Raw genomic sequence first — 14,094 nt, 5'->3', positions numbered from 1 at the left:
TCGGGATCGTTGTCCTAGCGCGAGTCGTCCGTGTCTCCTCGGGCCTTCACGGCCGCGCGGCGGCGGATGCCGACCAGCATGCCGCCGATAAGGAGGACCGCCAGCGCTCCCAGCAGCGGCGGGAGAAGGTCGGAGCCGGTCGTAGCGAGACCGGCAGGCGTTCCGTCACCGGATGCGACGGTCGGCGCTGCGGCGACGGGGTCGATCTGCACGGTGATGGACGCGGTCGCGCACGTCGTCGGGTCGGCGGCCAGGCAGAGCCGGTACACGAACGCGTAGTGCCCTGCGGCGATCCCGGCCGCAAGCCGGACATCACCACCCGGCTCGATGGCGATGCCGGCGGGTGCATCCACTGCGGACGCGAGCACATCGGCGGCGGTGCTCGGCTGGCCGTCGACGGTTCCCGATCCGATCACGGTGCCCACACCTCCTCCGGCCGGCGTGCCACTGAGGTGCTGCGGCGAGGCGGCGAGCGCCGGTGCGGAGACCGTCACGTGGACACGACCGGTGTCGCACAGCACCTCGTCGGGCGACGGCGCGCAGACCTGGTACGACCACTCGTCGCCGCCGGCGAACCCGGCATCCGGGGTATACCGGAGGACGCCGCCACCGACAGAGGTGACCTCGCCGTGCTTAGGCGGGGTGGTCACGGCGAAGGCGGAGCCGGGCGCGGTTCCGGATGAGAGGTCGACATCCACCGGGTGGCGGTAGGCGGTCGTGACGTTTGCGTCGGCCGCTGCCGGGCCGATCACGAGTGCGAGCGTCACGGGCGCCGAGCGCGCTCCCGTCGTGTCGGCCACCGAGTACTGGACCGCGGCCGAGGCTCCCACCCTGCCCGCCGCCGGGGTGAAGGTGACCGAGCCGTCGGCAGCGACCGTGGCGTCGCCTTCGGCCAGGGTGACGGAGGTGGTCAGCGCGCCGGTCGCGGGATCGATCAGGCGCAGAGTGGATGCGTCGACGGGCGCATCGCCGGGCGCATCGTCGGCGGCGGGTTGAGCCGTCACGGCCTGGCCTGCTGTCGCGCGGAGCCGGTCGTCGGTGGCCGTCGGCCCGACCGACAATGCCGCGCTGAACTCGGAGGTGCTGCCTGCCGCATCCGTGGCCGTCGCGGTCACGACGGCCTGCGGACCGATCGTCGCGGGGAAGGTGACGTCGAAGGCCGCGGCCCCGGTCGCATCCGTGGTGAGCTGCGAGGAGCCGAGAGGCTCGGCGCCCTCGCCGTGGCCGCTGGTGTCGCGGGTGGGGCTCAGGTAGAAGTCGAGTGTGTAGGTCGCGTTCGCCGCGCCCGTGTAGACGCCGGTCACATGCGTGGAACCGCGCTGCACCCGGTCGAGCACCGGATAGTCGATCAGGGAGTTGGGCCCCGTCCGCAGCACGCCGGCGGGTCCGTTGGGCGTCACGCCGTCGTCGGCCAGGTCGATGCCCAGGCCCGTGTTGCCATCGATCGCGTTGCCGCGGACGGTCACCCGGGAGCCGGTGTCGGTTGCGCCGCTCACGCCGATCGCCACGCCGTCGCCACTGTTGCCTGTGATGGTGTTGGCGTCGGTCGCCGACGCGCCCCCGATGGTCACGTCGCTCGCACCGACGGTCGAGACACCGTCCCGGCCGTTACCGGTGATCGTGTTGCCGGTGATGGCGACCGGTCCGGCGAACATGCTGTTGCCCGTGCCGCCGACAAGGGCGATGCCGTCCGTGCCGTTGTCGCGTATCTCGTTCCCCTCGATCAGGAGCCCGCTGTTCCCCCGCTGGACCGTCACGCCGGTGCCGGTACCGTTGGCGATGATGTTGCCGGTGATCTGCGCACCGGTGGTGGAACCGACGCCGATGGCCGTCGCGTTCGGCCCGGAGACTCCCCCGGCGGCATCCACTCCGAATCGGTTGTCGGCGATGACGAGTCCGCTGGACAATCCGCCGACACCGAAGGCGTAGTTGTTGCTGCAGTTGATGCCGACGGTGCTACCACCGAACGCGTTGCGACGGATGGTGACGTCGGACGGGCCCGCCTCGGCCGAGAGGTTGTTGCGGCAGATCACGCCGCTGCCGTCGGGGTCGATGGCGCCGTCCGGCGTGATACCGAAGAGGTTGTCCTCCACGGTCAGTCCGTCCGGGTAGCGGAAGGCGCCGCTGACGGCGGTCCGATTGCCGACGACACCCCTCGACGTTCCGGTGATCGAGAGGCCGCGGACGGCGACGGGCACCGGCGTCTTCGGGACCAGGAAGGTCGAGCCCTTGATCTGGATCCGCGGCGAGGGCGTCACGCCGGGTCCGCAGACGGCGCCAGGCTGCGAGCATCCGTCGATCGAGACCGAGGCGGTGATGGTGCCGAGCTGCGGGAGGGCCGTCAGTGGAGCGATGAGGTGCGGACCGGTTCCGGGAATGGCGAAGGTGATCGTGTGCGTCCCCGCCGTGCTGTTCGCGTCGGTCATGGCCTGTCGGAGCGACCCCGCCCCGCTGTCGGCCGTGGTCGTCACGGTGAAGGTGGCGGCCTGGCTCGGCGCGGCCGGCACGAGGGCGATGCCGAGTGCCAGGGCCGCTGCGGCGAGCAGCCCGCCCGTGTTGCGCACGACCCGGTCCTGTCGGATCGGGGGCCGTCGGATGGGGTCGGGCGAAGAGGCGCTGTTCTGACTCACGGAACTCCAACCGGTCTGTCCGGGACCGATCGCGATCAGCGGTCCCGTTGGGCCTGACGAGGAGTAGACGAACTCGTCGACTCTCCGGGCTGAATCTAGCGGTGGTCTTGCCCAACGGGCGCGATTTCACACCCGGTTCACCCTGCGAGTCGATCGCCCGCCGTACGGCGTCGACCGAGTCGCGGATGACCTCCTCCCGCGCCGACCTCATCTCCGATCCCTTCCGGTCTCAGGCGGCGCGCACGACGAACGGGACGCCGTCGGGATCGCGGAGGGTCATCGCACCCGAGCGGTCCGTAACCGGATCCGTTGCTCCGAGCCCGAGCAGCCGTGCCACCTCGTCCTCAAGATCGCCAGACGGTGCGGTCACGGTGAAGTACTGACGATCTATGGGCTTGCCCGCCTCGATGGGCTCGCCGCTCCAGGCGAGCTTGGTTCCGCCTGAGGGCGCCTGGATGGCGACTTCCTCGCCGCGATCCCACACGACCGGCCAGGCGAGCGCGCGGCTCCAGAACAGGCCGGTCGCCTGCGTACCCTCGCACGTGACTTCACCGAGCGGTCCGCATCCCGCCAGGTACGCGTTGTCGTCCTCGATGACGCAGAATTCGTCTCCGACGACGTCCGCCATGGCCGCGTAGCTGCCCGCCGGCACGTGGCCGTTGCCGCGCAGCCTCGCCCCGTACTCGACGCATGCGGCGATCGACTCGCTCTGCCGGCGCTCGGCGCGGCTGAGGTGGAGATGGAGCCGATTGCGCAGCGCGCCGTGCGGTTCGCCGACGGCGAAGCGGAGTCCGACCTGTGTGTCGTCGCCGGGCAGCAGGATGCCACCGTGGTCGTCGCGCGGCGACCGGCCGAGCACGGCTCCCCAGAAGGATGCGTCTCGGGCAGGGTCGCCGGAGAGGAAGGTGACGGAGTGGAATCGGACGCCCATGAGCGCGAGGGTAGTCCTCGCCACCCGTCCGCCGACACGGCTCAGGATGCCGCTTGCGCTCCTCTTTCGGCTACCTTGTTGCCCACATCGACCCGTGCCAGCCCTTCCCAGAAAAGAGCCTCGCATGTCCGCCACCTACACCTGGGACGTCTTCTCGACTCTCGACGGCTACGGTTCCTACGCCGACCACGGCATCGACTGGGGCGGCTATTGGAGCAAGCAGGGCCCGGAACTGCTCGAGCATCGCGCCGCGATCTTCGCCACCGAACAGCGGATCGTCTTCGGAGCCACCACCTTCCGCGAGGTGGCGGGGATCCTCACCTCGGGCGAGGACCCCAACTCTCAGGACGAGTGGAACGTGCGCCTGATGCGGTTGCCGGCGACGGTCATCTCCTCGACACTGCACGACTCCCCGGGGCTGGCACGACGCCACGATCGTCAGAGGCGACGCTGTCGACACCATCAGCAGGCTCAAGGAGGAGTCCACGGTGCCGCTGCGCTCCCTGGCCAGCATGACGCTGAACTGGGCGTTGATGGCCGCCGGACTGGTGGATCGCCTGCAGGTGACCATCTTCCCGGTCATCACCGGGAGCAACGGGATCAGCCCCATCCTCCGCGGAGCCGGCGACGTCGATCTCGAACTTCTGGAGAGCCGCACGCTGGACCATGACATCCAGGAGCTGACTTACCGCCCCACTCCGCGGTGATCAGTGGGATAATTGCGTCATCGCAACTGAGGAGGCGATCCAGATGAGTGAACGCGACAGCCTGGAGGGACGCTACACACAGGCACAACCGGAAACGGCGGGCGCCCGCCAGGTCCACGGGCAATACACGGAAGAAGAAGGAGCAGGACCCGAGCCGGACATCGTCGGCACCTACGTCGGAGCCGAACGAGCTGGCAGCGTGCCGCTGGTGCGCAGCGCACATCAGCGCATCGGAAACTATCCCAAAGCCGATCACGAGGAGGCAACCGAGGATTCATTCTCCGACGAATCGTGATCGGGCACGATCGCATACGGCTCCGCCGCCGGCGTCTAGCAGCCTCGTTATCGGCCGACATCGATGGGTGTAAGCCGATGACCGAGGAGCAGAAGGCGGAACGCCGTACCCTCATTGCCAACAACAAAGCCTGGGCGTCCGCCGAAACCGTCCGCCGCGAATGGCTGACCACACCGCTGTCCCGCAAGACCCTCCCAAAGGACACCCCGGTGATGATCGCGACCGGGCTGACGGTCCACCGGCACGCGGTCAGCAGTGCCACCCGCGACGACAACGAACTCGCCCACCACCTCCCGGGCATCGAGAAGACCGGGTACTTCGAAGCCGACAAACTCGCCGCCCTCATCGAAAAGAGCCCGGCGAAAGCGAAGGACGTCGCCCTGGCGATCGTGCTCGGCGCCTGCGAATCCGTCACCAGTGAACCATCCTGGCGATACCACCAGCGCCGACGCCGCCTACCTCACACAACTCGCCACCTGGGGATACAGGCTCAGCGACGTCGAAGAAATCATCACCACGACTCCGGGCGAGGCGCCCACCGAGGAGTACTGAACCAACCGCAGTTCAGCTGCGCTGGCGCATCATCTCTGCGGCCGGCTCCGGCGTCACTACCGGGCCGCCCCGATCCGACACCCGGTTGAAGGCAACGAAGTCCTGCACGCGCTCCGCCGACCGGTCCCGGCGGTCGGCCAGAAGGCGCTCATTCCAGCGGACGGGACAGCGGCACTCTACCCAGAGAGAAAAGGTGAGCCCACCGCTCACTGGGAATAATGCACAGCCCGCAGGTGGGGCCCGTCCGAAAAGCTGAGACAGAAGGCCGCCATAGGTGCGGCCCGGCGAAAGGGTGAGAGAACAAGTGAAGAAGGCGTTGCTGCTGCCGCTGGCGCTAATCGAAATAGGCCTCCTGTCCGGGTGTGCAGGGCTTCGCGGGACGAGCGCCGACGACAGCATCGCCGACCAGGCGGCCGACGAGCCGTCGGCCCAGGTCGGGGAGTGCGAAGCTAAGGACTACACCGAGGGCGGGGTGAACATCCAGATGATCATCAACAACGACACCGACCAGGTGCTGACCCTGGCCAGTGACGGCCTGAACGGCTCCCTCAAGCACTGGAACGCCCAGCCGCAGGCGACCGTGCCCGCCGGTGGCTGCGAGATCATCACGGGCTACAGCCACAACATGTTCGCCGAGTTGTCGATGTACGTCGAGTACCGCACCGGATCGGGCGAGACGGCGATGTTCACCGCTCAGGCGAACGACTCGACCGGCGCCAACCACACGAACGGAACGGGTGTCGTGAAGCGCGACGGGTCCCCCGCGCAGGATCTCAGGATCGACGCCAGCATCTCCACGCCGAGCTCCTACGACTGGGCCACCGCAACCGAGACGATCGAGCCGCTCGGCTAGATCGGTTCACCCTACAGCCCTCCATCGACTCGAGCGTGGTCTCGCACTGGCTGAGACCATCACGGCGTCGCGTGGGGATGGACGGACTTCCTCGAATTCCGGTTCGGTGCCGTGCTCGGCGCCAACCTGATGGAGGTCGTGGCGTACGACGAGGTCCAGGTTGTGGGGCCTTGCGCCATTGACCACGAGGAGATTGAGCCGGAGATCCTCGCCCTGCCCGCACCCCACGAATTCACGGAACCACGGAATCGGATTCGCCGGCCGACCGACGCCTGGCCGACCCCTCGTCGAAGTTTGAGGCCGGTCGCACATCGCCGACGAACGCACCGCGACACGCCGGCTCGAACAAATCGAGCCGGCCGGGCACGGGCGCGCTTCCATGAAAGGGGAGGCTCGCACATCAAGTCGTCGACACGTTCACGCAGCTCGAGGAAGACACGGTCGGCGACGCTCGCGGCGCCTGGCGAAGGGACGGTGAGGAGGGTCCAGGGCGGGGGGTCACCTGCCGGGGCTGCCGAAAGTGAGGCTGCACGGTCTAGTTGGGCGACTTGGCTTGGATGTGAGGAACTCGGCGATGAGGCGGCGTCCAGCCCTTGCCGTCGCTTGAATGCGAGCTGCGCGGGTACGGATGCGGCGGAACGGTGCCCGGCTGTTCGGCGGTGACTGCCGGCGCGCATGATTGAGGGCGGTGATGGCGTGCGCGAACGCGTGCGAGCTGGGGTCGCTAGCGACGCGCCAGATGATGTCAGCCATTAATGTACTCCCGGAGGTTGGCGCGGCGACGAGGTGGGCGGGATCCCAGCGCCGTCAGATGGTCGCCGGGATCCCGCGGCGTCACGCTTGGCGTGCGCCGGTGGCGACGTCGGGGGTGAATCGTCGCCATGCTGCCGCGGAACGGTGAACCCTAGACCCATCCCCCGTCACCGCGGCTGGTGATCCGGCGGCGGTGGAGAGGCTTGCGAAAGGGGGACCCGCTCTCACCGCCGGCGGTGTCCTTTTGACTCTTCCATGGTGCCTGACCCCGGCCGTCGTGGCCTCATTCTGCTCATACTGTGCACAGCCGATGGGTCTACCCGCGGGCACGGCCGCCGGGTATGGTTCGCAGGACTGTGAAGCCGGAACGGAGGGTGGCATGGCTGAGCTGATGATCGACTACATCACCTCGCTCGACGGGTACGGGTCTGCGGAGGGCTGGCCAGGACTGTGGGGTATGGGCGGCCCGGAGTACTTCGAGTTCCTGGCAGAAGACGCCCGTGAGCGGTACACGCTGCTGATGGGTTCCCGCACGTACCGGCTGTTCCAGGGGTTCGCGGAGACAGGAGAGGAGGACGTGTCCTCGCTGACCGACCGGCAGAAGATTGTTTTCTCCCGGACCCTGACGGAGCCTCTCGGCTGGGAGAACACGGCCGTCGTCAACGGCGACGCCGTGGAGGCGGTGCGGCAGCTGAAACAGGGCGACGTCCCGCTGCGGACCCTGGGAAGCCCGAGCCTGTGCCGTTCCCTGCTGTCGGCAGGCCTGGTCGACCGGTATCGCGTGGTCGTGTTCCCCGTCGTCAACGGAGTCACGGGTGCCGACAGAATCTACGACGGCTGGCCGGACGTGGTGCTGCAAACGACTGGGCTCCGCACCTTCGACAGCAGGCTGCAGCTGTTCGAGGGGGTTCCGACGCACATCGGGGAAGGCCCGCCGTCGGGTCCGTGACGGGATCTTCTCCCTGGCGAAGCGCCAGCGGCCGGAGAGCCGCTACTTCAGCTCGGGGCGCCCCAGGGTGCCGTACCGCTGGTCTCGGACGGCTTTGCCGGCCGCGACGAGCTGCTCGAGGTATGGGTGTCGTTGCGTTTGATCGCCGTTGGGGCGCCTTCGGGGGAGGTGCAACGGGCACTCAGACCCCGGCCATCGGAATCACCTGCGAGTGGGCGAGCTGCGCGGCCCCGTAGGTGCTGCGGCCGCTGCGGCGCAGGGGGTCGATGAAGCTGCGGATGAGGGCGCCCTGACCGATCCGGCGATGGCCGGTGTCCTCGATGTTCCAGATGGTCACGTCGGCGATCCAGAAGACGCTCCCGTCCTTGCGGACCCGCCTGCCCTGGTATCCCGCGAAGTAACCGGCCTCGTCCAGCGCGCGGAACAACCGGGACCGCTCTTCCTGGTCGATTCCAGGCGCGGCGGAAAGCCGGGACGGCATCCCGATCATCTCCGCGGGCTGGTATCCGAACTCGGCAGCCGCCGCGTTGTTCGCGAAGACGAACAGCGGGTCGGCGTCGGCGTTGTGGGCGAACAGTCCGAACGGCGCCTCCTGGAGAGCCCGGCCGAGCGGAACGGCACCGTGACCGTCGATGGGGAACCGGCCGCCCGTGAACGTCTCATACGAGGAGACGAGTTGAGAGAGGAACTGCTCGTCAGCTGCGGTCGCCTGCATAGTCGGTGTCCTTCCGTGGGGGTTCGCTGTCCTCTCAGGCTCGTCGGCTCGCGCATCCCCGACCGGGTTGCGGTCATACTGTTCACGGCTCCGCGAGACCGGTACGGCATGGCAGTCCGGGACCGGTCACGCTACGCTGACCTCGTGATCACCACCGTCTTTCAACGGAGGTCCCCCATCCGACGATCAGCGCTGCCCGTGCAGCGGTCTCGCGTATCCGCCAGCGTGGCCGCGGCGCCCGGCTCCCAGTTGCGGTGTACCGGTGCGGTGACTGCGGGGCCCGGCATCTGACCAGCCACCGGCTGTCCCGGTCATGGGCTCGGCGGTACCAGTAACGGCACTCGCTGCGGTAATCAGTATGAGCACAACACCGGGCGGACCGGACAACTCTGTGACCGTTGAGGAAGAGGCACCACCGTGGACGCCTCAGCTTCGACTACGTCATTGGAGACCATCGTGAAAAAGATCTACCAGGCGGCGATCGCCGCAGCTGCCGCGGCCGCCCTTGCCCTCACCGCAGCCTCTGGCGCCACAGCTGCCCCCGCCAACGGCGAGCTCCAAGCCCCGAACCAACTCATCACCCACGTCACGCCCGACTACCGCTGCACCACCTCCTACGAAACCAACAACAATGCAGGGTTCATGCAGATCCGCACCCGGCTCTCCTGCTCCCGGATCGCCCCCGGCGTTGAGCTGCGAGCGGCCGCGATGATGCTCAACTACAGCGGCCCGGGCACCCCGGTCCCGGACTACGCAACCGCCCACACGAAGTGGATCGGCTCGAACGACTACGGGTACGTGTTCTACTCCGGGTGGAGCACCGTCGGCCTGTACAGCGGCAACCCGGGCGTGCTCAACACGTTCATCGAGCAGCGGTAACCGCCGAAGCGGACCTCCTGCGCAAAGGGAGGGCCGACCGAAGCCTCCGTACCGCCCCGGAAGCGGGCGCGGTGATGTACGCCCCGATGGACGACCCGCGATCTAGGATGACGTCGTCAGACTACGAGGAGCGACCGTGACCTGGTTCTACGAGCTGCCTGATGTCATCGCCCTGCCTGCCTTCGTCATTTTGTTCGTCGCCGGGTCGTGCGCGATCGTTTTGCTGCTGCGACCGTTCGTGCGACGCAACGCGACGGACCCCGTCCAGTGGGACAGGGTGCTCGGCTACGTCGCCGGCACCTTTGGAGTGTTCTTCGGGATCCTTCTGGGGCTTGTTGCGGTTTCTGTATACAGCGACTACACGGACACGCACTCGGCGACTCTCGAGGAAGCGTCGCGGCTGGGCGCCCTGTATCGCGGCGTTGCCGCGCTACCGCAGCCGCTACGTGGCGAACTGCAAGACGATCTGAAAACCTACGTCCACACAGTGATCGACGGCGATTGGCCACAGCAGAGCCGCGGCCAGCTCCCCGACAAGAGCACCCCGGTCGTCGATGAACTGGAACGAGGCATCTATTCGTTCTCTCCGGAGAACGCACGCGAGCAGGCGCAGCTCACCCAGCTCTTGGCAACATTCGACGGCTTCGTCGAATCACGCCGCGCCCGGACGGACGCCACCACCCTCCAACTGCCGCCGCTGTTCTGGCTGGTGATCTGGGTTGGCGCGGTCATCAACGCCATACTCATTGCGTGCATCGACGTGAAAAGCGTCCGCCTGCACCTCTTGATGGCGGCCCTCCTCGCCCTGTTCATCGGACTCGTGATGTTTGTCACCGCCGACATGGACCACCCATACGCCGGCACGATCGCTGTCGACCCGGGCGACTTCTCTCGGCTGCTCCAGCAGTGGGGCGCCCGAACCTGACGCTCGCTCTCGTGCTCAAGAACCTGGTCAAGACATCAAGAACTCTCGCCGGAAGGCACAAGAAACAGTTGTTCACCGAGGGCGAGAGCCATAACCAACATCGCCGTCCCCGCAACGGCACCGAAGAGAAGAAGGCTCAGGCCGAAGCGCGACAAGAACAGCGCCGCCGGTAGGCGGCACTCCAACCCCGGCGGCCGGGCGGCACGCCGCCGGTCCAGTCAATCCGGGAGGTGCCGTGGGCTACATGTTGTACGACCAGGTGCGGATCGAGTTCCCGGACCGTGAGCTCGCGCACCTGCAAGTCGTCATCCTGTCCAAGCTGCGGCGTCATGAGTCCTTTGCGATGAGTTGGCGGGAGCCGGCCGCGACCGGAGGCGGTCGCAGCACGATCTGGTTGGATTCCGCCCATGCCCTGTACTTCCGTTTCGATGGTTCCCGGTGGCCGGAGCTGTCCCACGAGTGGGTGGAGCGGTTACGGGTATCGGCGTCCTCTCCGACCGGGCTGCTGGTCACCGACGAGGACGGCGACCTGGTCTCCGGAACGAGTGTGCTGCTAAGAGGAGCCTCCGGGCGTTAGAGCCCGTACTCGTCGAAACTCGGGAACACAAACTCAGCTCCAACCGCCCCCGCTGCTTCATATTCACTCGTTTCCTGGCGGTGCACGATTCGCAGGTCCATTCCTGGTGAGAGGAGCACATCCACCATCCCGGCACCCGTCGTAACGGTCAGAAATCCGCCGCCTGAGCGCACCAGCTGGACGATCTGGTCGCGGGCCGCCTCCAGGTTCTCATCGGGAAGACGGTAACAGTGTCCGTTGATTTCAAGCGTGGAGTTCGACATCGGGTTCCTCTCGCCGAAGAAGAACACTTTATGCCGGAGAGAGTGAGGTCGTTCACCCCCGATTCAGGGGGTGAACGACCTCATTCAGCACGGCTGGAGCGGTCCTCGATGTGGGTGAGTAGGTAGGTTGCGGTGGATGGTTCGCACCAGCTGCAGCGCTCCCACACTTCGACCAGGTCACCGTCCGGAGCCCGGATAGGACGACGAATAGTCACCGGCGGCACGGCTAAGTCGGCGGACGGCGGAAGGATCAGGCTCTCTGGCTCACCGTCGGGATCTCCAGAGATCAGAAACGCGACGATCTGGTGCATTATCAGCCTCGGTTGTCGGGAATTGTTGGACTCTACGCCGCAACTCGCGCCGGCGATAGCCGAACTATTCTCGGCAGCACCGGTTCATCGTTCGGCGAGTCTTTCGAGAACCGGGTCGTCTTCGTCCGTCCTCGTCCAGAGACGGTCTCGAACTCCGATCGCGACAGTGGCTTGGACTCTGAAGCGTCGGAACCCGCCGCCCCCACCATCGATTTCGCGGCTGCGACGGCTCAGGCGGCGCGGCGGTACACCACCACCTTGCACCCCGCCGGTCGCCGTCAGGGGCACCCACGTGGGGCTTCGATGCTTGAAGGCGAGCGTGTCGCACTCTCCGGCGCAGCGGCAGTCGCGCGGGCCCTTTCCGTCACCGCCGCCACTGACGCAAGCCCGATAGCGGACGGCTTCCAGGCGCCGGCGGGCACTTGACCCATGGCGACGACGACCACCCGGGCACGACGTCGTTCGACGTCGTGAACGTGACGGGGCCCCAACGATCGCGGCAACGTCTTCTCCTCGGGTTGGGAGACGGTGGGCATGTTCGGCGCGAACCCGCGCGTGAAAGGGACGTACGTCGAGAAACGCTAGGTCACCCGGACGGCAGGGCCTGGAGGACAGCTCGAAGGAGGTCGGTCGCGCGATCAGGAGTCGTGAAGGACGGTGACACGACCGAGATCCAATAGCCCGAGTCGGTGAAAGCCTCGATGTCGCCGCTGGCGGTGCCGCCGCTGTCGGCGACGTAGACGGACACATTGGGCGACGTCCCGAGAATTGTCGACGGTGTCGACGACGCGGCGACCGCGCTCTGCTCGCCGGCGAGACGCTGGGGAGCGAGGTGCACGAGAGCTACCGAGACGCTCGAGCCGTCCGCGCCGAACCAGTCGCAGAATATCCCGCCCGCCGAGCCAATTTTGGCCGGATAGGTGCCCTCCTGCGGAGACGATGCGTTGGCTAGCTTCAGACTCGTCCCCAGTTGTGAGATCGCCGGGTTCACCTCCGGCTGCAGGTTATTGCAGTCGATTCCCTTAGCGGATTCTGCAGACGGCGTCGAGCTGGAGTGGGACGAGGATGTCGGGGTCGATGCCGGAGCTGTGGCCGCACAGCCTGTCAGGAGCAGTGCAGCTCCGGCGAGGGCGGCGCATGCCGCCGGCTTTGTGTTCGAGATCGCCATTTCTGTGTGTGAGTCCTCTCGCTGCTTTTGGCCTTCGAATGGTCGGCTCACTGGTGTGGCCTTCGTATCCAGCCTCGGGCAAACGCCGAGCGTCTCGCCTGTGCGTAACTCACAGTTCGTGGGCTCGCAGCGGGCGCGACCACTATGACCACAACGCGCATCGTTCCGGGGGTGATTTCTAGTCTCATGTCACGCATACACGCGACGATCCGGACGGCCGGGCACTGCGTAGAAGGAGCAAAGACATGCGACACTTTCTCGGCAAGGCTGCCGCCGCGACCATCTTTGCGTTCGCCCTCGTCGGTGGAGCGATCTATCCTGCCGCCGCAGCGGCACCGGACACTATCGGCGATGCTTCCGAGGCCAACCAGATGCGATACGTTTCCATGACGGTGACCAACAACACCGGCCAACGAATCAAGCCGCACGCGACTGGTCTCCTCAAGGGGTCCCGCTTCGTCAACGGGTTCCCGACGCATCTCGACCCGGGTCAGAGCGTCCTCTTGGCGGCCGAGAGCGGCTCGGATTACCCCGGGTTCTGGATCCAATGGATGGGCGAGAACGGTTCGCTTATCCAACTTCAAGCGGACACGGATCGTCGCGAGAACGTAGCCTCCTGGAACTCGACATTTGGTGGTGACGGAATCATCATGCAGGTGAGCGACGTACGCGCCCCCAGGGACAAGACCGCACCCGACTTCCGGATGTCAGTCACAGGCTGCGTGGGCGGCAACTGCGCGACCCAGGGACGCAATGCGTATTACCTGGGCGGACCAATATGAGTGGTGAGCGCCGCTCGGAGCGGGCGCCACTCACCGGGCGGTGTAGCCACCGTCGACGAAAAGCGTCGTCCCCGTGATGTATGAACCGGCGTCGCTTGCCAGCAGCACTACGACGCCCGCCAGCTCCTCAGGTCGGCCCCAACGGCCCAATGCCGTCGCATCGCTGAACGCTTGCAGATTGTGGGTGGCACCGGCGGCTTCCGTCAGCTCGGTCCGGAAGGGACCTGGTGCGATGCAGTTGACGGTGATCCCGTCAGGGCCGAGGTCGAGGGCCGCCCCGCGAGCGAAGCCGCGTAGACCGGCTTTCGCGGCCGAGTAGGAGCCTCGGCCCGGCAGGGAGACTTCGCCGAACGTGGAAGAAATGTAAATGATGCGGCCGGCGCGCTTCGCGCGCATTCCGGGAACGACCGCCCTGGTGAGGGCCATCGCTGCGCTCAGATCGAGTTCGAGGATGCCGTCCCAGGATGCGTCGTCGATCGCGTCGACGGGTTGCAGATGCGACGATCCTGCGTCGTGCAGAAGGATGTCGATCGGTCCGGCGAGTTCCGCAGCGCGGCCGATGGCTTCTGCAGCCGCTGACCGATGCGAGAGATCGCTTACGAGGGTGTAAATCGGACCTCCGACTTTTTCGAGCGCGGCCTTCGCCCGGGTGAGTTCGGTCTCGGAGCGTGCGAGGAGTATCGTGGTCGCTCCTGCGGCGGCGAGACCGCGGGCCATGGCATGCCCGAGTCCCCGGCTGCCGCCCGTGACCAGCGCGACTCGGCCGGTGAGGTCGAACGGCAGGGTTGCCGTGTCGATCTCCAT

General features: G+C 66.9%; 17 protein-coding genes. 10 read left to right on the top strand and 7 right to left on the bottom strand.

Going from position 1 to position 14,094, the window contains the following annotated elements:
- Nucleotides 1-14: 14 nt before the first annotated feature.
- A complete protein-coding gene (locus J2W45_RS15370; RefSeq protein WP_310133544.1) occupies nt 15-2,564 on the bottom strand; it encodes a right-handed parallel beta-helix repeat-containing protein in 2,550 nt (849 codons plus the stop codon).
- 295 nt (nt 2,565-2,859) lie between these two features.
- A complete protein-coding gene (locus J2W45_RS15365) occupies nt 2,860-3,561 on the bottom strand; it encodes a VOC family protein (RefSeq protein WP_310133540.1) in 702 nt (233 codons plus the stop codon).
- Nucleotides 3,562-4,049: 488 nt separating this feature from the next.
- On the opposite strand from J2W45_RS15365, the gene J2W45_RS15360 reads away from it, so the two are divergent.
- The 5 genes from J2W45_RS15360 to J2W45_RS15340 all read left to right on the top strand — a co-directional run bounded on the left by J2W45_RS15360 (nt 4,050) and on the right by J2W45_RS15340 (nt 7,670).
- Nucleotides 4,050-4,268: a dihydrofolate reductase family protein gene (locus tag J2W45_RS15360; protein WP_310133537.1), complete on the top strand. Its 219-nt coding sequence runs from the start codon at nt 4,050-4,052 to the stop codon at nt 4,266-4,268.
- Between the two features lie 43 nt (nt 4,269-4,311).
- Entirely contained in the window at nt 4,312-4,563 is a 252-nt protein-coding gene (locus J2W45_RS15355) for a hypothetical protein (RefSeq protein ID WP_310133535.1), read from the top strand.
- A 77-nt stretch (nt 4,564-4,640) separates the two neighbouring features.
- A complete protein-coding gene (locus J2W45_RS15350) occupies nt 4,641-5,204 on the top strand; it encodes a hypothetical protein (RefSeq protein WP_310133532.1) in 564 nt (187 codons plus the stop codon).
- A gap of 215 nt (nt 5,205-5,419) precedes the next feature.
- On the top strand, nt 5,420-5,968 hold the full coding sequence (locus J2W45_RS15345; RefSeq protein ID WP_310133529.1) for a hypothetical protein: 549 nt from the start codon (nt 5,420-5,422) through the stop codon (nt 5,966-5,968).
- 1,132 nt (nt 5,969-7,100) lie between these two features.
- Nucleotides 7,101-7,670, top strand: coding sequence for a dihydrofolate reductase family protein (locus J2W45_RS15340; RefSeq protein WP_310133526.1), 570 nt, complete (start codon nt 7,101-7,103; stop codon nt 7,668-7,670).
- Nucleotides 7,671-7,851: 181 nt separating this feature from the next.
- Here J2W45_RS15340 and J2W45_RS15335 read toward each other — a convergent pair whose 3' ends face one another.
- A complete protein-coding gene (locus J2W45_RS15335; protein ID WP_310133524.1) occupies nt 7,852-8,385 on the bottom strand; it encodes an MEKHLA domain-containing protein in 534 nt (177 codons plus the stop codon).
- Nucleotides 8,386-8,841: 456 nt separating this feature from the next.
- Here J2W45_RS15335 and J2W45_RS15330 point away from each other — a divergent pair, with 456 nt between their 5' ends.
- The 4 genes from J2W45_RS15330 (at nt 8,842) to J2W45_RS15315 (ending at nt 10,766) form a co-directional block, all read left to right on the top strand.
- The gene (locus J2W45_RS15330; protein WP_310133521.1) at nt 8,842-9,264 is read left to right on the top strand and encodes a hypothetical protein; all 423 of its coding nucleotides are present in this window, start codon (nt 8,842-8,844) and stop codon (nt 9,262-9,264) included.
- A 136-nt stretch (nt 9,265-9,400) separates the two neighbouring features.
- Entirely contained in the window at nt 9,401-10,189 is a 789-nt protein-coding gene (locus tag J2W45_RS15325; RefSeq protein ID WP_310133518.1) for a bestrophin-like domain, read from the top strand.
- Between the two features lie 11 nt (nt 10,190-10,200).
- The gene (locus tag J2W45_RS15320) at nt 10,201-10,362 is read left to right on the top strand and encodes a hypothetical protein (RefSeq protein WP_310133515.1); all 162 of its coding nucleotides are present in this window, start codon (nt 10,201-10,203) and stop codon (nt 10,360-10,362) included.
- 71 nt (nt 10,363-10,433) lie between these two features.
- Nucleotides 10,434-10,766, top strand: a complete 333-nt coding sequence (locus J2W45_RS15315) for a DUF7882 family protein (protein ID WP_310135064.1) — start codon at nt 10,434-10,436, stop codon at nt 10,764-10,766.
- On the opposite strand, the gene J2W45_RS15310 is transcribed toward J2W45_RS15315, so the two are convergent.
- From J2W45_RS15310 to J2W45_RS15300, 3 genes are all read right to left on the bottom strand, one after another.
- The gene (locus J2W45_RS15310) at nt 10,763-11,029 is read right to left on the bottom strand and encodes a hypothetical protein (protein ID WP_310133511.1); all 267 of its coding nucleotides are present in this window, start codon (nt 11,027-11,029) and stop codon (nt 10,763-10,765) included. The two genes, J2W45_RS15315 and J2W45_RS15310, sit on opposite strands and share 4 nt — an antisense overlap.
- A gap of 80 nt (nt 11,030-11,109) precedes the next feature.
- Nucleotides 11,110-11,340, bottom strand: a complete 231-nt coding sequence (locus tag J2W45_RS15305) for a hypothetical protein (RefSeq protein WP_310133509.1) — start codon at nt 11,338-11,340, stop codon at nt 11,110-11,112.
- Between the two features lie 586 nt (nt 11,341-11,926).
- Entirely contained in the window at nt 11,927-12,331 is a 405-nt protein-coding gene (locus J2W45_RS15300) for a hypothetical protein (protein WP_310133506.1), read from the bottom strand.
- Between the two features lie 422 nt (nt 12,332-12,753).
- On the opposite strand from J2W45_RS15300, the gene J2W45_RS15295 reads away from it, so the two are divergent.
- Nucleotides 12,754-13,290, top strand: coding sequence for a hypothetical protein (locus J2W45_RS15295; protein ID WP_310133503.1), 537 nt, complete (start codon nt 12,754-12,756; stop codon nt 13,288-13,290).
- Between the two features lie 30 nt (nt 13,291-13,320).
- On the opposite strand, the gene J2W45_RS15290 is transcribed toward J2W45_RS15295, so the two are convergent.
- Nucleotides 13,321-14,094 (bottom strand): SDR family NAD(P)-dependent oxidoreductase, encoded by a 774-nt coding sequence (locus tag J2W45_RS15290; protein ID WP_310133501.1) that lies wholly within the window; start codon nt 14,092-14,094, stop codon nt 13,321-13,323.

Origin of the sequence: Leifsonia shinshuensis, from assembly GCF_031456835.1 — a bacterium.
GTDB lineage: Bacteria > Actinomycetota > Actinomycetes > Actinomycetales > Microbacteriaceae > Leifsonia > Leifsonia shinshuensis_C.
Note: the sequence above shows the minus strand (reverse complement) of the source record. Positions and strands in the feature narration are given on the sequence as shown.